We start from the raw sequence: 17,429 nt of genomic DNA, 5'->3' as shown, positions 1-17,429 counted from the left end.
CCCTTCGACAGGCTCAGGGACCCAGGCCCTTCGACGGGCTCAGGAAGCCAGGGCCCTTCGACAGGCTCAGGGACCCAGGTTCTGGGTCGCTGAGCCTGTCGAAGCGCGGGTGAAACACAGCCCCGGAGGCGAGGGCCCGCGCCGTACCCTGAACAGATGAAGTACGCAGACTCGATCGTCGACCTCGTCGGCGACACGCCCCTGGTGAAGCTCCAGCACGTCACCGAGGGCATCGCGTGCACGGTGCTCGTGAAGCTCGAGTACCTGAACCCGGGCGGGTCGGCGAAGGATCGGATCGCCGCACGCATCATCGACGCCGCCGAGGCCGCGGGCGATCTGCAGCCGGGGGGCACGATCGTCGAGCCCACGAGCGGCAACACCGGCGTCGGGCTCGCCCTCGTGGCGCAGCAGCGCGGCTACCGGTGCGTCTTCGTGCTCCCGGACAAGGTGGGCGAGGACAAGATCGACGTGCTCCGCGCGTACGGTGCCGAGGTCGTCGTGACCCCGACCTCCGTCCCGGCGGACAGCCCGGAGTCGTACTACAGCGTGAGCGACCGGCTCGCACGGGAGATTTCCGGGGCCTTCAAGCCGAACCAGTACGAGAACCCCAACGGGCCGCGCAGCCACTACGAGACGACGGGGCCGGAGATCTGGCGCGACACCGACGGGCGCGTGACGCACTTCGTCGCAGGCGTGGGGACGGGCGGCACGATCACCGGTACAGGACGCTACCTGCGCGAGGTGTCCGACGACGCGGTGCGCATCATCGGCGTCGACCCCGAGGGCAGCGTCTACAGCGGCGGCACCGGTCGGCCCTACCTCGTCGAGGGCGTGGGCGAGGACATCTGGCCCGGAGCGTACGACCCTGCCGTCCCGCACGAGATCGTCGCGGTCGGCGATGCGGAGTCGTTCGCGATGACGCGGCGCCTGGCCCGCGAGGAGGGCATCCTCGTCGGCGGCTCCAGCGGCATGGCCGTCGTCGGGGCGCTGCGGGTGGCGAAGGACCTGCCGGCGGATGCGATCATGGTCGTGCTCCTCCCGGATGGCGGACGCGGCTACCTGGGCAAGATCTTCAACGACGGCTGGATGCGCTCCTACGGCTTCAGCGACGTGGAGGAGGGGGAGACGGTCGCCGACGTGCTCGCGGCCCGGGCCTCCCGCCACGGCCTCCCCGACCTCGTGCACGCGCACCCCACCGACACGGTGCTCGAGGTGATCGGCATGATGACGGAGTACGAGGTCTCGCAGCTCGTCGTCCTCAGCGCGGAGCCGCCGGTGATGATGGGCGAGGTCGTGGGCACCGTCGACGAGAAGGGCCTTCTCGACCTGCTCTTCCGGGGCGACGCCGAACCGAGCGACGCCGTCGGCGCACACGTGGGGGAGCGGCTGCCGCTCATCGGCATCCACGCGTCGGTCGCGCAGGCACGGGCCGCGCTCGCCGACGCCGACGCCCTCCTCGTCACCGAGGACGGCAAGCCGCACACCGTGCTGACGCGACAGGACCTGCTCGGCTACCTCTCCCGGTGACGCGGGACGTAACAGGCCGGCACCCGTCGGAGGGCCCGGACATAGGCTGAGAGCATGTCCGACCACGACCACGCCTTCGCCACCCGAGCCATCCACGCCGGACAGGCGCCCGACCCGATCACCGGGGCGATCATCCCGCCGATCTATCAGTCGTCGACGCACGTGCAGGACGGCATCGGCGGCTTCCGGGAGGGCTACGAGTACAACCGTGCGGGCAACCCGACGCGCTCCTCGCTGGAGACGCAGCTCGCCGCTCTCGAGGGCGGGGTCGGGGCGCTGTCGTTCGCGTCCGGTCTCGCGGCCGAGGACGCGCTGCTGCGCGGCATCCTCAAGCCCGGCGACCACGTGCTCCTCGGAAACGACGTCTACGGCGGCACCTACCGCCTGCTCACGAAGGTCCTCGCGCCCTGGGGGATCGACACGACCACGGTCGAGCTCTCCGACGTCGACGTGATCCGCGCGGCGATCCGTCCCGAGACGCGCATCGTGTGGCTGGAGACGCCGAGCAACCCGCTGCTGAAGGTCGTCGACATCGCGCTCATCGTCGAGGTGGCGCACGCGGCCGGTGCCCTCGTCGTGGTCGACAACACGTTCGCCTCGCCGGCTCTGCAGCAGCCGCTCGCGCTCGGCGCCGATCTCGTCGTGCACTCGACGACGAAGTACCTGGGCGGGCACTCCGACGTGCTGGGCGGTGCCGTCGTCTTCGGTGACGACCGCTTCGTCGAGGCCGTGAAGTTCCAGCAGTTCGCGGTGGGTGCGGTCTCCGCGCCTCTGGACGCCTGGCTGACGACCCGCGGCATCAAGACCCTCGCGGTGCGGGTGCGCCAGCACTCCGAGAACGCGCAGGCCATCGCCGAATGGGCCCAGGCGCGGCCGGAGTTCGCGCAGGTGTTCTATCCTGGCCTCGCGTCGCACCCCGGTCACGAGATCGCGGCGCGGCAGATGAGCGGCTTCGGCGGCATGCTGTCGCTCGGTCTCGCCGCGGGTGCGGACGCCGCCCGGGCCTTCGCCGAGAGCACCCGCGTGTTCCAGCTCGCCGAGTCGCTCGGCGGCGTGGAGTCGCTCATTGGCTACCCGCCGGAGATGACCCACGCGTCGGTCCGCGGCACCGAGCTCGCCGTCCCGGAGAACATCGTGCGTCTCTCGGTCGGCATCGAGGACGTGGCCGACCTCATCGCGGATCTCGAGGAGGGTCTCGCCCGCATCGCCCGCTGACCGGCTCGGCGACCCGCGATCGCCGGGGCGTCCGTCACAATGGGACGATGAATCGACGGATGCTGCTGTGGTGGGGCGTCGCCTGCCTCCTCCTGGCCACTGCCCTCGGCGCACTCGTCGTCTTCGTGTATCCGCAGACGCCGGGCCTCGACCAGTGGTGGAACGACACGATCGCCGCGGTCCGCGCGGACTGGATGCTGAGCTTCGCCCTCGCACTGAACTGGATCGGCGGTGGCTGGGTCGCCATCCTCGCGGTGCCGCTGGCGACCATCGCCGTCCTGCTGCTCCTGCGCCGATGGCGGGGGGCGCTGTTCGCCGCGTTGTGCTTCCTCGTCAGCGCCGGTGCCGTCCAGCTCTTGAAGAACGTGTTCGGCCGCGCCCGCCCGCACGACATGCTCGTCGTGAGCGACTACGGCTCGTTCCCGTCCGGTCACACCGCGAATGCGGCGACCATCGCCCTGGTGCTCTGGGTGCTCTTCCCGCGGGTCTGGGTGGCGATCGTGGGGGCGGCCTGGATCGTGCTCATGGCCCTGTCGCGCACCTTCCTGTCGGTGCACTGGGCCACGGACACGCTCGGCGGGGCGTTCGTCGGCGCCGGCGTCGTCCTCGTGCTCGCCGCCTGGCTGGTGCCGTGGGTGCGACGCGACGTCGAGGCGACCGCCCGCGCCGATAGGCTGAGCGGAACCTGACCCGTCCGAGGAGCCCCCGTGTCGCGCATCCGTCCCTACCGTCCGACCGATCGCCCGGCGATGTTCGAGATCTGCCTGCGGACGGCCGACGCCGGAGGAGACGCCACCGGGGTGCTGTCCGATGACGAGCTGTGGGGGAATCTCTTCGCGGTGCCGTACGTCGAGCGGCACCCGGACCTCGCCTGGGTCGTGGAGGCCGAGGACGGGCGCACCATCGGCTACATCGTCGCCACCGACGACACCGACGCCTTCTACGCCTGGTTCCGCGACGAGTGGTGGCCGGGCCTGCACGCGCGCTATCCGCGATCGGCGGACCCGCAGACGCGCGAAGAGAAGCTGATCGAGTACGGCTACACCAGGGAGCCGGGGGTCGAGCCGCATGCCGCCGAGTACCCGGCGCATCTGCACATCGACCTGCTGCCGGAGACCCAGGGGCAAGGACTCGGTCGCGGTCTCATCGAGACGCTCTTCGCCGAGCTGCGTCGGCGCGGTGTCCCGGCGCTGCACCTCGGCATGGACCCCGCGAACTCCGGCGCGGCCGCGTTCTACGAGCGGCTCGGCATGACCGTGCTCCCGTCCGCGCCCGGTGGTCTGACGTACGGGGTGCGCTTCGACGGCTGACGCCGCCCGAAACGAGAGAAGACCTCCGCGATGCGGAGGTCTTCTTCGTCTGTGGCGGTGACGGCGGGATTCGAACCCGCGGTTGCTTGCACAACACACGCTTTCCAAGCGTGCTCCTTCGGCCGCTCGGACACGTCACCAGGGAACAACCTGTCCATCCTATCCGATGTCCCGGGGGCCTCGTGACATACCGGCGATCCAGGCCTGCGGTCGCGAAAGCTGTTATATTGCACCTCGTCAGAGGCCTGTATATCTTCATATGAAGACGCAACGGCGTCAGACGGATCCGGTTCTCTGGGGGGATCATGGGGACGAGTGCGACGACGGCACGGCAGGGCGACGGGTCGATGGGCGAGGACCCGCTCCTCGGGCCGCAGGCCCTGCGGGCGTGGGTCACGGGCGGGCATGCGGCACGCGGTCGCGTGTTCCTGCGCGAGGCGGAGACCGGCGCTGACGCCCTCGCGGCTGCGGCCGACCCCGAGGACGTGATCCTCGAGCCCGCAGGATCGGTGCCTCGGCCGGGGGCGGCGCGGGTCGTCGGCTACGGAGGACGGCTCGCCGACCTCGGCGACGAGCTCTTCCTGGGGGAGCGCGGCGTCGAGCTCCAGGACTACATCGCGGCCTCCTTCGTCCAGATCGTCGGACCGACGGCGATGCGCTTCTTCGACGAGGCGAGCTGGCGTGCCTTCCTCGACGACGCCGATCTCGCGCGCGGCACCGGAGTCTTCGCCGCGGCCATGCTCGACCCGCGGGTGCTGCTCGCGGACCGCTCCGCTCTCGCGCGGCCGCAGGAGGTGGAGGCTCCGCGCGCCCTCCGCATCGACGCGGACGGCGGTGTGCATCTCGGAGTGCAGGGGGAGGCGATCGGCCACGTGGACGACCTCCCTGCCGCCCTCGGGAAGGCCCTGCCCCTGGCGTCGGCGCTGGGCGGCGTGCCCGGCTCGGCGAACCTCATCGTCGAGCTCGACCGCCGGCCGTGGCTCCGCCGGTACCTCGACGCGGCCGATCTCCGGAAGATGCTCCGCCTGCCGAACGGCGCCGCTCGGATCGCGGGCTTCGGGTGGGCGCTCCTGGATGACGATCTCGCGGACGCGGAACCCTTGACCGACGACCCGTTCCTGCTCGACACCGCCGAGGGGTTCCTGCTCGCCGATGTCCGGACGCTCCGCCGGCACCTCCTGTCCCCGCTGACCGCTGCGGTGGTCGACGCGATCCAGACCTCGAGCACACGCGGACGTGCGGCGGCGCGCGTGGCCCGCGCCTGCGGAGTGCCCGATGCCCACGCGCGGCATCTGTGCCTGGAGGCGCTCGCCGCGCTCGGAGTCCACCTCGGTGCGGGGATCGAGGACACCTCGGGGGGAGGAGCACGATGAGCGCGCCGCACGCGCTGTGGACGTCGATGCTCCCCGCCGACACCGCCTTCCCTCCGGATCGGGTGGCGGTCGGCGCCTCCGGGCATCGCCTCTTCTACGCCGACGGCTCCGACCGCCTCTGCGCGACCAGCGGCCTGTGGAATGTGCCCCTCGGCTTCGGCAACCCGGCGGTGACCGAGGCCGTGAGCAGGGCGACGCGCGACGCCTCCTACCTCTCGCTGTTCCGCGCCCCGCACCGGTACGCCGAGGACGCCGCCGATGCCCTCATCGCCCTCGCGGGTTCCGAGCGCTACCGGCGGGTGATCTTCTCCACCTCCGGCGGGGCGGCCAACGACGCCGCCATGAAGCTCGCCCGGCAGTACTGGGCGCAGCAGGGCGCGGGCTCGCGGTCGCTCGTCGTCGGCCTGCGCGGCAGCTATCACGGCACGATGTACGGCAGCCACGTGCTGAGCGGCGACGACCTGCTGCAGTCGGTCTACGGCGTCGACCGGCGCACGGTGCGGCACGTGTCGCACGCCGACGACGGGGCGGAGCTCGAAGCGCTGCTGGAGCGTGAAGGCTCCCGCGTCGCCTCCGTCGTGGTGGAGCCCGTCCTCGGCAGCGGAGCCCATGCCTTGTCCGCCATCTTCGTCCGTCGTCTCCTGGAGCTGAGGGAGCGGCACGGGTTCCTGCTGGTGGCAGACGAGGTGGCGACCGGTTTCGGGCGCACGGGCGCGATGTTCGCCACCGACCGCTGGGCGGCCGCGCCGGACGTCCTCCTCGTGTCGAAGGCGCTGACGAACGGGGCGATGGGAGCGGCGGCGCTCCTCGTCGGCGACCGCATCGCGACGGCGTTCGCCCGCGGCGGATGGACGTTCGTCCACGGGGAGACGCAGGCGGGCACGCCCGCCTGCGCGGCCGCGGTCCTCGCCGTGATCGACGAGCTCCGCCGCATCGACGTCGAGGCCACCACGCAGGCCCTGGCGTCGACGCTGCGCCGCCTCGCGCGGACCTGGCAGGAGGACGGGATCGTCACCGACGTCACCGGCAGCGGCTGCTTCGTCGGGGTGGGGCTCCGCGGCCCGGACGGGTCCCCGCTCTCCGGGACCGACGTCCTGGAGGTGGTGTCCGCCATCGCCGACAGCGGCGTCGTGGTGCACCCCGGTCCGAGCTCCTTCCAGCTCATCCCCGGCTACGGCTTCACCCCGGCGGAGGTGGCCGAGACCGACCGGGCCGTGCGAGGCGGCCTGGCACGGGTGCGGGAGGCGGCGGCATGACCGTGCCGTTCACCGCACGCGTCCCCACGCTGTGGCACGGGCCGCGCGCACGAGAGACGATGGCGGCTCTGACAGCGGGACGCGACACGCTGGTGATCGCCGACGCGGCCGTCGCGCGCCCGCTTCCCGCCGCAGCGTCCGCCCGGACGATGACGGTGGACGCCTCGGGGGTGGACGAGCTCGGCGTCGTCCTGATCGCCGACGAGCTCGTCCGACGACCGCCCGAGGTCATCGTGGCCGTCGGCGGCGGAAGCGTCCTCGATGCGAGCAAGATCGCGGCCCTCGCGCTCAGCCGCGGACGCCTCCTGGACTTCGCCCTGCGGCACGCGGCGACCTCGGCGCTCACGATCCTGCCCGACGCGCCTCCGCCGGTCGACATCGTCGCGATGCCGACGACGCTCGGCACGTCGTCGGAGACGAACAGCGTCGCCATCCTCCGGAACCGCTGCGGAGCCCGGCTCCTCGTCGGTCGCTCGCTGCGTCCGCGCCACGCCGTCCTCGATCCCGACCAGCTCGCCACACTCACCCCCGCGGCCGTCCGGGAGGGAGCGCTGGAGGCGTTCCTCCGGGTGGCCGGCGCCTCGACGAGTCCACGGACGGCGCGGGCCGACCGCGACGCGCGGCTCCTCGGCCGGGCGCTGCTCGAGGCGGCCTCGGCTGACGTGATGTCGACGACGGGACGGCTGCGCCTCGCGCGGCTCAGCGCCGCGACCCAGCGCACGGCCGCCCTCCGCGGGCCCGATCCGTACAGCGCCCGCCACTGGTACCTCGCGAACGAGGTCGCCTTCCATCTCGGCGTCCGCAAGATGACGGCCACGGCGGCGGTCATCGCCGCCGTCTGGCGGCGGATCGGTGCGGGCGATCCGCGCTGGGGCGACCGCGCCAGCCTCGACGCCTTCTGGGCCGGCGTCGCGGCGGGGACAGCACTGCCTCGTGACCCGGCCGCCGGCATCGCCGCCGTCGTCGACCAGGGAGGGCTCCCGTCACCGCCGCGCCCGAGCGGACGGGAGATCGATCGGATCGCCGCCGCCGTGGAGACGGCGTGGGGGGATCACCGCCCCATGCTGCGCGGAGTCCGCGCCGCGGACGTCCGCGCTGTGCTCCACGACTCCCGGTGGAGCCCGTCCCCGGTCGGCGATCGCCGGCCCGAGCAGCGGAGAGGAGGTGATGGGAATGAACGAAAGCACGGAGATGAGCATCCGGTTCCAGGAGCTCGACCCGATGGAGGCGCCCAGCTGGGACAGCTTCTACCAGGGCGTGATCGGCGCGCTGGTCCTCATCGGGATCGGTGCGGCAGCCGCCACGTGATGCCGTCCGGCAGCACCCGATCGGAGAAAGGAAGGAGGGACGCATGACCGCAGCACTGCCGGCGCTCGAGTTCACCGAACTCGAGGCCATGGACGCGCCGGGCGATGCCGATGACTACATCCGCGGCTTCGCCGTGGGCGTGATCATCGGAATTCTCGCTCTGACCTAGGAGGTGCACTGTGCAGTCCACGTCGCTGGAGTTCCTGGAACTCGAACAGATCGACACCCCGCTCGAGTGGTGGGAGCACGCGAGCTACATCATCGCGATCATCGGCGGAGCCGCCGCCATCGCGACCTGACAGCGGGTGCGGGCGGGATCGTCCGCCCGCACCCCCCGACCATCCAGCCGAGGAGAGGCGATGCACGGATGACGTCCCTGATCACCGAGACCGTGGCGGCACGGCTCGACCTCGTCGGCGCGACCGCCAGGGCACAAGACCTGTACGCCGGAGCCGGCACCGACTTCTACGACCGGCTCGTCGGCCCGGACCGGGCGGAGATCCGCGAGGTCCTGGGGCTCGCGCACACGGCCTCCGGACCCGTGCTGGACCTCGCCGCGGGCAGCGGACGGCTGACGATCCCGCTCGCACGCTCGGGGCATCGCGTCACGGCGGTGGATCTCTCCGCGGACATGCTCGCGCGTCTCCGCGGCGCCGTGCCGCACGGGGCGACCGTCGAGTGCGTCGTGGCGGACATGCGCGACCTCGCGCTCGGCGAGCACTTCGGCCTCGTCGTCCTCGGGGCGACCTCCATCACGCTGCTCGATCGCGAAGACCGGGCGCGTCTCTACGCGGGCGTTCGACGTCATCTGGCCTCCGCCGGCGTCTTCGCCCTCACCATCGCGGACGGGGCGTCGGCGGACACTCTCGCCCTCCCGACCGACCGCGAGATCACGGTCCCCGGCAGCGCGGGAGACGAGCCCTACCTCTTCGCGCAGCAGATCGAGGACGACGGCGCCGTGCGGCTGGTCAACTGGGTCCGCCTCGCGGACATCGCCCCGCGCGCGGAGGTGCCGGTCCTCACGAGTCGCCTGCACGTGCTGAACCCCCGACTCCTGGCCGACGAACTCGTCGAGGCCGGTTTCGCGGTGCCCGAGACGTCCCCGGTGCGGACGCCCGTCGGCGTGGAGATCCTCCTCCTCACCACCACCCGCGCCGAGGATGGAAGGGGCGGGCGATGACGACGGCAGGGCCACGAGCCGTGCGGCGACGTCGCGGACGAGGACGGGACGCCCTCACTGCCGAGTCGTGTCCGACCCTGGCCGCCGGCGTCGCGTTCGAGCCGACGGCGGAGGGTTCCGGGTGGCTCGTCACTGTCCAGGGCGTGCCGTCGGCGCGGCTGTCCCGACCGGTCGTCGACCTGCTGACGGCGATGGACGGCCGCACCGCGGTCTCCGCGCTGCGTGCCCGTTTCGCGGCGGGGGAGACCGATGAGAGCGTGCTGCGACTGATGGAGCGCTTCCGCGACACCGGGCTCCTGGACGGGGGTGCGTCCCGGCTGCCCGGTCGTGTCACGTATCGACCGCCGTTCACCGTGCAGTTCGCGACCCTCCGCGCGTCCGCGCTCTTCGCGCGTCTCGACCGTGTGGTCGTGCCCGTCCCGCATCGTGCGGTCCTCGCGGTCGTCGCCGCGGTGGTCGGTGCCGGGACCGTCGGCGCGGCCCTGCACCTCGGCGAGCTGGGTGCCGTGCTCGCTCGTCCGGTGCCGCTCGCCGGCTTCGCCCTCGTCGTCGTGGCGCTCGGCCTCGCGACCCTGGTCCACGAGACCGCGCACGGGCTCACCCTCACCCGGCTGGGAGGCCGGCCGCGGCGCGCGGGGTTCATGCTCCTGTACCTCACGCCCGCCTTCTTCGTCGATGTCACGGACGGCTGGCGGCTCCCCGACCGCCGGCATCGTGTGGCGATCGCCCTGGCCGGCCCCGCCGTCCACGCCACGGTGGCGGCGGTGGCGATGCTCGCCGCTCTCGCCCTGCCGTCGTCGGCGGCCCGCGAGACACTGCTGCTCGTCGCGATCTCCTGCACGGTCGTCGTGCTCGTGAACCTGATCCCCTTCGTGCGCTTCGACGGGTACCTCGCCCTGATGAGCGCCCTGGACGAGCCGAATCTCCGGAGGAGGTCGATCCGCGACGGCGCGGGCTTCCTCGCCCGCCTCGTGTTCGGGGCGCCGCGGCAGCCGCGGGCGCTGGAGCGGTGGTGGAGCGTGCCGTTCGGTCTCTGCTGCCTGGCGGCTCCGGTCATCATGGTGCTGTTCGCGGTCGTCCGGACCGCGCAGCTGCTCGACGGAGCCGGCCCGGCGGCGAGCCTCTTCGTGCTCGCTCTGGAGGCCGTCGTGGTCATGGCGGGCGTCGTCCTCCTGGTGCGCGCTCTGGTCCGGATGTGGCGATCCGGTGCCTCGCGGTTCCGCCTCGTCGGCGTGACCGCCGCGCTCGCGGCCGGAATCGTGGCCGCCGGCATCCTCGTCCCGGTCCCGACGGCCGCGGTGCTGGGGTTCTCCGTGGACGACGACCGGGTGGTCCTGGTGCGGGGCGGACGGGATCCCGGCACCCGCATCCCGGACGGCGCCCCGGTGGTCTTGTCGACGCGGGGCATCCTCGCCAGCGAGTACCGCGGCGAGGGGACGATCAGGACCCGACCTGCGACGGAGACCGAGGTGCCGGTCGAGGCGCTCTTCCCGGTCAGGACGCCCGGGGCATCGGTCCCGGCGACGGCCGTGGCGGAGGTGGAGGTGTCGGGGGAGCGCAGCGCCCTCCCGGCAGCGGGACAGGCGCGCGTGCAGCTCGGCACGGCGCCGCTCTGGCAGGCGCTCTGGGCGGCGGTCGCGTCGCCGCTGGCAGCTCTCACGAGCGAGGAGGAGAGAGGATGACCATGAATCAGCACGCCATCGAGGTACGCGGCCTCACGAAGAAGTTCGGACGCCGCACCGCTGTCGAGGATCTGTCGTTCGCGGTGCCCCGCGGGGCGATCGTCGGGCTTCTCGGCCCGAACGGCGCGGGGAAGTCGACGACGCTGCGGGCGATCGTCGGTCTCGTGCGGCCGACCAGCGGCGAGGCCGTGATCGACGGGGCGCCGTTCGGGGCGCTGGACAACCCGGCCGCGCACGTCGGCGTCCACATGGACGGGTTCGGCTTCGAGCCCGGCATCTCCGGGCGACGGCACCTGGAGATCTGCCGACTCGCAGCCGGTGCGCCGCGCGGCCGCGTCGACGAGGTGCTGGACGAGGTGGGCCTCGCCGCCGATGCGCGCCGCCGCGTGAAGACCTACTCGACGGGTATGGCGCAGCGGCTAGGCCTGGCCGCGGCGTTGATCGGTGGGCCGCGGACGCTCATCCTCGACGAGCCGGCCAACGGTCTGGATCCCGACGGCATCCGCTGGCTGCGCGGGTTCCTCCGCGGCTTCGCCGAACGCGGCGGCACGGTGCTCGTCTCCAGTCATCAGCTCTCCGAGCTCGAGCAGGTCGTGGACGAGGTGGTCGTCATCAAACGACGCGCGCTCTTCGCCGGGAGGCTGGACGACCTCGTCACGGGCGGGGCCGACTCGCTCGAGAGCCGGTACTTCGATCTCGTCGAAGGAGCCCCCGCATGAGCGGCGTGATCCGGGGCGAACTGCTGCGCGCGGTGAGCGGGCTGTCGATCCTGGCCGTGTACCTCGTCGCGGTCCTCATGCCGGCCTTCGTGCTCTTCTCCGACGGTTCCCGTCTCGCGGTGGACGGCCTCGACGCGGGCGCGGCGACGGCCCGGCTGCTGGAGCCGCTCGCGTGGTCGGTCATCTCGGCGGCGTTCGTCGGCGCGTACCCCGTGACGCGGGAGTACTACTACGGCTCCATGGACCGGACGCTCACGGCGGTCGGGTTCCGCCGCGCCTTCCCGGGGAAGCTGGTCGCCGGCGTCGTCATCGCCCTCGCGCTGGCCGTGGTGGTCGTCCTGCTGTGGATGCTCGGCATCTCGGTCTTCCTCGCCCGGCACGGGCTCAGCCTCGTGTTCACGGCGGAGGCGGGGCGCATCGTCGCGGGGGCTCTGGGCGGCGTGGTCCTCGGCGCCCTCATCGGCGGAGCGATCGGCTGGATCACCCGGAACTACTACGCGACGGCGATCATCGTCCTCGTCTTCCCGATGGCGCTGGAGTTCGCGATGCTGCGGACGGCACCCGAGATCGCGCGGTTCTCGCCGGGAATGGCCATCGCGGCGCTGAGCGTGCCGGAGTACCAGGGCCGACTGCTCGCCTTCGCGCCCGCCCTCGCCATCGGGACGGCGTGGGCGGTCGGCCTCGTCGCGCTCGCCGCCGTCCGGGGACGCCGGAGCGTCGCGTGATCGGTCGAGCGTTGCGGGCACAGGCGCGGGGCGCGGCCGGGGACGTCGTCCTCCTCGGGGTCGCGCTGGCGGCCTTCCTGCTGTCCCTCTCCCTGGCGACGAGCATCCCGGCGGAGCTCGCCGAGGCCCCGTCGGCGGCCAGGGAGGAGCTCGTCGCCCCCTTCGACGCCGTGCTCGCGACCTACGCCGGCATCCTCGCGGCCGTCTACGGCTCCTTCCGCTACACGATCGACCGGCGGGACGGCGTCGTCGCGCAGCGGCTGATGCTGGAGTCGCGGTGGGCGATGCTCGTCGTCCGCGTGCCCGCCGCGGCGCTGGGCGGCGCGGTCGTGGCGGTCGCCGCGGTGGTCGGCGGGCACACGGCGCTTCTCGTCACCCTGGGCGGCGTCCCCGTGCACGCGTCGGCCGTCGCGTCGGCTGTCGCCCTCGGTGCGGCCGCGGCGCTGTGGGGTCTGGGGGTCGGCATCGTCGTGCAGGCGCATCTCGCGGCGCTCTTCGTCGCCGCCCTCTCGATGGGGGTGGGCCTCCTCGCGGCGATGTTCTGGAGCGCCGGCGCCGTCTACCTGCCGCTTCCCGCCCTGCTCGACGCCTTCCGGTTCGACGTGGCCGCCCTGGGCATCCCCGCGGGAGAGGGGCTCGGGCCGGCGGCGGTGCCGATCGCGGCGGGCTGGATCCTGCTCGCGGTCGGGGCGGGAGCGGTGGTGTTCCTGCGGCGAGACGTGAGCTAGCTCGACGGGAGGCGACGTAGGATTCCTGGGTGGCCACCCCCAAGATCGTCCTCTTCTACGCGTTCACCCCGCTCGCCGATCCGGAGGCCATCCGCGTCTGGCAGCGTGACCTCGGCGAGGCGCTGGGGCTGCGCGGACGGCTGCTGATCTCGTCGCACGGCGTCAACGGCACTCTGGGCGGGGATCTCCCGGCTCTGAAGAAGTGGGCGCGTTCGTTCCGCTCCTACGCCCCTTTCCGGCACACCGACATCAAATGGAGCGAGGGCACCGGACTGGACGAGGCGGGCCGCAGCCTCGATTTCCCGAAGCTGAGCGTGAAGGTGCGCGACGAGATCGTGTCGTTCGGCGCCCCGGATGAGCTGCGGGTCGACGCGCACGGCGTCGTCGGCGGAGGGGCGCGGCTCACCCCCGACGAGCTGCACGCCCTGGTCGCCGAACGCGGGGACGAGGTCGTGTTCTTCGACGGCCGGAACGCGCTGGAGGCGGAGATCGGACGCTTCCGCGGCGCCGTCGTGCCGGACACCGAGACCACCAGGGACTTCGTGCGTCTGCTCGACTCCGGCGTGTACGACGACCTGAAGGGCAAGCCCGTCGTCACCTACTGCACCGGGGGCATCCGCTGCGAGGTGCTGTCGAGCCTCATGGTGTCCCGCGGCTTCGGCGAGGTCTACCAGCTCGAGGGCGGGATCGTCCGCTATGGCGAGACCTATGGCGACGACGGCCTCTGGGACGGATCGCTCTACGTCTTCGACGGGCGCGGATCCGTCGACTTCTCGGACCACGCGCGGGTGATCGGCGTCTGCGCGGGATGCGGGGCGGCGACGAAGCGCACCGCGAACTGCCCCGACCCCTCCTGCCGGGCGCAGTTCGTCGTCTGTGCGGACTGCGACGCGGTCGCCTGCCCGACGCACGCGGAGCCGTCCGCGGCGCACCTCTGACCGCGGCGCCTGCCGACCGTCAGGCCAGGAGTCGGGAGTCGGAACCCCGCGGCGCATAGAGCGACCGCGGCAACAGCAGCGCCTCGGCCCGAGTCCCCCCGGCGACGTGCGCGCGGAGGCTGACGAGCACGGCCTGCAGGGGGAGGGCGAGGTCGTCGGCAGCGGCGGACGTGCGCGCATAGTTCGCGCGCTCCACCGCCGTGACCAACCGGCCCAACGCGGCCTCGTCCGCACCTGCCTCCCTGACGAGCCCGGCGGCACGTATCCGCGGGCTCTCCGCGTCCGAGACGGGGATCCGGAGGTCGATCAGGGTGTCGCGCAGCTCCGCCCACGCCGCGGCGGCGTCTCCGTGGGCGGCACGACGCATCCGGAGGCGCCGCTCGAGGAGCCGGACGACGGCGGGGAGGAGGAGCACGATCACCACGCCGAGTGTCGTGAGGAGGACCGGTGTCGGGTCGAGCCGGCGCAGCTCCCCGGAGTCCGTCGAGCCGGCATCCGCATCCCTCCGGTCGACCTCCGGCCCGGAGGTCTCCTCGGTCTGTGGAGCCGTCGTGGGTGCGGGGGTCGCCGGGCCGCTGCTGCTCCCGCCCCCGGTGGTGCCGGCACGGAAGGCCGTGGGGACACCGAGCGAGGCGGTCGGCTCGAAAGGCACCCAGCCGATGCCGGGGAACAGCACCTCGGGCCAGGAGTGCAGCTGGTCGCTCGACACCGAGAAGATCGACTCGTCACCGCGCTTCTCGTCGGTGGGCGAACCGGGGAGGTATCCGACCACGATCCGCACCTGCATGCCCAGGCTCTCGGCCATGAGCGCGAAGGAGCCGGCGAAGTGCACGCAGTATCCGGAGCGTTCCTCGAGGAATCGCGCCACGGCGTCGGCGCCGGTGCCGTCGAAGCCCTCGTCGACCGGCGTCTCCAGCGAGTACTCGAACTGCGACCGGAACCAGTCCTGCAGCGCGACGAGCCGGTCGTAGTCGGTCTCCTCGTCCGCGGTCACCTCGGCCGCGAGCTCGGGGATGATGGCCGGGAGCTCCACCTCCTCGTCCTCGTCGGTCTCGCGGGGCGGGGCCGCTTCCGTCGCACGGATCTGCTCCAGCGTCGGCGTCACGCGGAGGGAGGTCACGGTGTAGTCGTTGCCGACCGCGTCGGCGCGGCGGGAGAACAACGTGCGGTTGTCGGGCGAGACGCGCCACGCCGCGCTGAGCCCCTGCACGTCCGTGGCCGGATACGGCACGGGCAGCCAGGAGCTCGACATCCGCAGCACCCGGATCGAGGTCGTCTGCTCGGCGGCGGTCACGTCCTCGCTCCACTCCGCGTCGCCGAACCCGTCCGCCTGGGACTGGAGGTCGCCGCGGTCCGGCTGCCAGACGCGGCCGTCGAACCGGGAGAGCGTCGTGAGGCGGAGGTAGGGAGCGGTATCCGCCTCGGTGGCCACCGTCAGCACCTCGACCGGACTCGGCTGTCGGAGGTCGTCGCCCAGGCGCAGGGAGGCGTCGACCGTGACGCCGACCCCGGTCCCGGCGATGCTGGACGCGACCGGGAGCAGCGGGGTCACGAGGAGCGTGGTCGCGATGGCGGCCGCCCCGACGGAGACCGCGACACCCGCCGAGGCGCGGCGCGGGGACTCGGGGTGCCGTCGCGCCGTGACCCGGAACAGGAGGAGGGCCACGACCGCCGCGATGGCGAACCAGGCCACGTTCGGCGGCCCCAGCGTCACGATCATGGGCACCGCGCCGACGGCACCCAGCAGGACGGTGGCGAGGACGGCGGCCCGGTGGGCGAGGAGGTGGTCGAGCAGGATCGCGACGAGGGCGAAGCCCGCGCCCAGGGCGGCCGCGAGCCCGGGGGAGGCCTCCAGCGGAGCCGAGCCGAACACGATCTCCTGGACTGCTGCGGAGCCGAGGGCCTGGAACAGCGTGAGCGTGTCGGACGTCGGCACCACCCCCGCGATGGCGGTGTCTCCCGCGAGGAGCAGGGTGAGGAGACCGACGGCCACGAGGAGCTGCGCGAGAACGGCGACCAGGCCGACGACGGTCGCAGGACGGTCGCGCAGCAGATGCCGTACGAGCATGCCGGCGCCGATCACCGCGACGACGACGAGGGCCACGACGAACGACCAGACCCCGGGGGCGATGACCGAGGTGAAGGGCCAGAGCGCGGTGAGCGCGGCGAGGGCGGCGAGGCCACCGAGGGCGAGGATCCCGGCCGGCTCCTCCCGATCGCGGTGCCAGCGCGGGCGGGTGCCGGTGGGCACGGCGGCGGGCCGCGGCCGCTCATCCCGGAACATCGACGGCTCCCGTCCGTGCCGAGAGCGCGTCGTCCCAGGCCTCGGCGACGTCGGTGCCCAGTCGCGCCACGGTCCAGCCGTGCTGTCGGGCGGCCTCCTCGGCGCCCGGCAGCGGGTCGGTGCTGAAGAGGAGCGGTGCGGCGGCGCCGGCGGGGCGGAGCAGCGCGGCGTCCTCCTCATCCAGTCGGCCGGTCACGTAGACGAGCGGTCCGGGCGGTGTCCCGGCGAGCAGGGCGACGAGGTCGCGGCGCTCGCCGCGCGGTGTGACCATCGCCAGCGCGACCAGCAGGCCGTCCCGGTCGTCCTCGTGTCCGCGGAGGGCACCGAGGAGCGTGCCCGCGCTGTCCAGGACGTCGACGCTGTATCCCTCGGCGGCGAGATGGAGGGCGGCGGATGCACACAGCGAGACCGCGGCCTCGAACGTCGGATCGATCTCCTCGGCATTCGCGGTCCACCCGCTGCCCGAGCGGTCGAGCACGACGACGGCGTCCGGGCTCGACTCCTCCTCCTCCTGCCGGACCATGAGCTCTCCGCGGTGCGCCGTCGCCCTCCAGTGGATGCGGCGCATCGAGTCGCCGGGCGCGTAGCCGCGGGGCGAGAGGTTGTCGCTGCCCTGGCCGAGCCGGGTGGAGGAGGTGTGCGCCGTGCCGCCTGCCGCGCCGATGCGGACGGCGAGCGGGGTCAGCGCGAAGACCTCCGGGACCACCGTGATCGTCCGCGTGTCGCCGAACGCCTGCTCCCGCTGCGCCAGACCGAACGGATCGACGGTGCGCAGCAGGAGCGGCCCCAGGGGCCAGACGCCGCGACGGACGCCGGTGACGAGGTAGCTGAGCTGCGGGGTGTCGGCGGGGTATTCGCCTCCCGAGTCGCCGGTGACGGCGGAGGGGAGGACATCGTGCCACAGCCCGTGCGGCACCCGGAGGGCCCGGAGCGTGAAGCGGACCGTCACGCGCGAGGTCTCCGAGACCGTGAGGAGGTCGGTCGAGATCTGCCGGGTGACCGTTCCGGAGCGGCGGGGGAGGCGGACGGCGAGAGCCGCGAACAGCGTGAGCGCGGCCAGCAGGACCCCGAGGTACAGCAGGATCCGCGCACCGAGGATGTTGGCCGCGATCACGCATCCGAGCGCGGCGATGAGCGCACCGGTGCCGCGCGGCGTGAGCAGTCGACGTCGGCGCATGGCGGTG

General features: G+C 72.9%; 17 protein-coding genes, 1 tRNA gene and 1 pseudogene. 16 read left to right on the top strand and 3 right to left on the bottom strand.

All coding sequences use genetic code 11. The annotated features are described in order from the left end of the window. The first annotated feature begins 156 nt into the window (after positions 1–156). Genes AB0300_RS01795 through AB0300_RS01780 form a run of 4 tightly spaced genes read left to right on the top strand, consistent with a single transcriptional unit; the run spans position 157 to position 4,052 of the window. Positions 157–1,527, top strand: coding sequence for a cystathionine beta-synthase (locus AB0300_RS01795; RefSeq protein WP_126893316.1), 1,371 nt, complete (start codon positions 157–159; stop codon positions 1,525–1,527). Between the two features lie 54 nt (positions 1,528–1,581). Continuing rightward, positions 1,582–2,742, top strand: coding sequence for a cystathionine gamma-synthase (locus AB0300_RS01790; RefSeq protein WP_126893317.1), 1,161 nt, complete (start codon positions 1,582–1,584; stop codon positions 2,740–2,742). A gap of 47 nt (positions 2,743–2,789) precedes the next feature. Further along, positions 2,790–3,431, top strand: coding sequence for a phosphatase PAP2 family protein (locus tag AB0300_RS01785; protein WP_234024150.1), 642 nt, complete (start codon positions 2,790–2,792; stop codon positions 3,429–3,431). 18 nt (positions 3,432–3,449) lie between these two features. Beyond that, complete coding sequence (locus tag AB0300_RS01780; RefSeq protein WP_126893318.1) at positions 3,450–4,052, top strand: GNAT family N-acetyltransferase; 603 nt, start codon at positions 3,450–3,452, stop codon at positions 4,050–4,052. A 52-nt stretch (positions 4,053–4,104) separates the two neighbouring features. On the opposite strand, the gene AB0300_RS01775 is transcribed toward AB0300_RS01780, so the two are convergent. After that, positions 4,105–4,192 (bottom strand) — tRNA-Ser (locus AB0300_RS01775). Positions 4,193–4,357: 165 nt separating this feature from the next. Between AB0300_RS01775 and mpaB the strand changes: the two genes are divergently transcribed. The 12 genes and pseudogenes from mpaB to AB0300_RS01715 all read left to right on the top strand — a co-directional run bounded on the left by mpaB (position 4,358) and on the right by AB0300_RS01715 (position 13,961). After that, on the top strand, positions 4,358–5,425 hold the full coding sequence (gene mpaB, locus AB0300_RS01770) for a daptide biosynthesis RiPP recognition protein (RefSeq protein ID WP_238695599.1): 1,068 nt from the start codon (positions 4,358–4,360) through the stop codon (positions 5,423–5,425). After that, positions 5,422–6,681: a daptide-type RiPP biosynthesis aminotransferase gene (gene mpaD, locus AB0300_RS01765; protein ID WP_366215357.1), complete on the top strand. Its 1,260-nt coding sequence runs from the start codon at positions 5,422–5,424 to the stop codon at positions 6,679–6,681. Before mpaB ends, mpaD begins: the two co-directional genes overlap by 4 nt. Next, positions 6,678–7,781, top strand: a pseudogene (gene mpaC / locus AB0300_RS01760) (daptide-type RiPP biosynthesis dehydogenase); the annotation flags it as partial. The gene mpaD and the pseudogene mpaC, both read left to right, overlap by 4 nt. Before the next feature lie 67 nt (positions 7,782–7,848). Further along, positions 7,849–7,989, top strand: a complete 141-nt coding sequence (gene mpaA1, locus AB0300_RS01755) for an MpaA1 family daptide-type RiPP (RefSeq protein WP_366215456.1) — start codon at positions 7,849–7,851, stop codon at positions 7,987–7,989. 43 nt (positions 7,990–8,032) lie between these two features. Then, on the top strand, positions 8,033–8,158 hold the full coding sequence (gene mpaA2, locus AB0300_RS01750; protein WP_257721411.1) for an MpaA2 family daptide-type RiPP: 126 nt from the start codon (positions 8,033–8,035) through the stop codon (positions 8,156–8,158). Positions 8,159–8,168: 10 nt separating this feature from the next. Further along, the gene (gene mpaA3 / locus AB0300_RS01745) at positions 8,169–8,288 is read left to right on the top strand and encodes an MpaA3 family daptide-type RiPP (protein ID WP_301178377.1); all 120 of its coding nucleotides are present in this window, start codon (positions 8,169–8,171) and stop codon (positions 8,286–8,288) included. Positions 8,289–8,356: 68 nt separating this feature from the next. Continuing rightward, positions 8,357–9,169, top strand: a complete 813-nt coding sequence (mpaM, locus tag AB0300_RS01740; RefSeq protein ID WP_366215356.1) for a daptide-type RiPP biosynthesis methyltransferase — start codon at positions 8,357–8,359, stop codon at positions 9,167–9,169. After that, complete coding sequence (gene mpaP, locus AB0300_RS01735; protein WP_366215355.1) at positions 9,166–10,851, top strand: daptide biosynthesis intramembrane metalloprotease; 1,686 nt, start codon at positions 9,166–9,168, stop codon at positions 10,849–10,851. Before mpaM ends, mpaP begins: the two co-directional genes overlap by 4 nt. Further along, entirely contained in the window at positions 10,848–11,570 is a 723-nt protein-coding gene (locus AB0300_RS01730) for an ATP-binding cassette domain-containing protein (protein ID WP_366215354.1), read from the top strand. Before mpaP ends, AB0300_RS01730 begins: the two co-directional genes overlap by 4 nt. Continuing rightward, complete coding sequence (locus tag AB0300_RS01725; protein ID WP_126893322.1) at positions 11,567–12,295, top strand: ABC transporter permease; 729 nt, start codon at positions 11,567–11,569, stop codon at positions 12,293–12,295. The genes AB0300_RS01730 and AB0300_RS01725 overlap by 4 nt, the downstream gene beginning before the upstream one ends. Next, complete coding sequence (locus AB0300_RS01720) at positions 12,292–13,023, top strand: hypothetical protein (RefSeq protein ID WP_366215353.1); 732 nt, start codon at positions 12,292–12,294, stop codon at positions 13,021–13,023. Before AB0300_RS01725 ends, AB0300_RS01720 begins: the two co-directional genes overlap by 4 nt. Before the next feature lie 29 nt (positions 13,024–13,052). Further along, complete coding sequence (locus AB0300_RS01715) at positions 13,053–13,961, top strand: rhodanese-related sulfurtransferase (RefSeq protein ID WP_126893324.1); 909 nt, start codon at positions 13,053–13,055, stop codon at positions 13,959–13,961. A 19-nt stretch (positions 13,962–13,980) separates the two neighbouring features. Here AB0300_RS01715 and AB0300_RS01710 read toward each other — a convergent pair whose 3' ends face one another. Beyond that, positions 13,981–16,245, bottom strand: coding sequence for a DUF3488 and transglutaminase-like domain-containing protein (locus AB0300_RS01710; protein ID WP_126893325.1), 2,265 nt, complete (start codon positions 16,243–16,245; stop codon positions 13,981–13,983). Further along, positions 16,232–17,422 carry a DUF58 domain-containing protein gene (locus AB0300_RS01705; protein ID WP_366215352.1) on the bottom strand — a complete coding sequence of 397 codons (1,191 nt, stop codon included), beginning with the start codon at positions 17,420–17,422 and terminating at the stop codon, positions 16,232–16,234. The genes AB0300_RS01710 and AB0300_RS01705 overlap by 14 nt, the downstream gene beginning before the upstream one ends. Positions 17,423–17,429 lie beyond the last annotated feature (7 nt).

The sequence above is a fragment of the Microbacterium sp. NPDC078814 genome (assembly GCF_040702645.1).
Lineage (GTDB): Bacteria > Actinomycetota > Actinomycetes > Actinomycetales > Microbacteriaceae > Microbacterium.
Note: the sequence above shows the minus strand (reverse complement) of the source record. Positions and strands in the feature narration are given on the sequence as shown.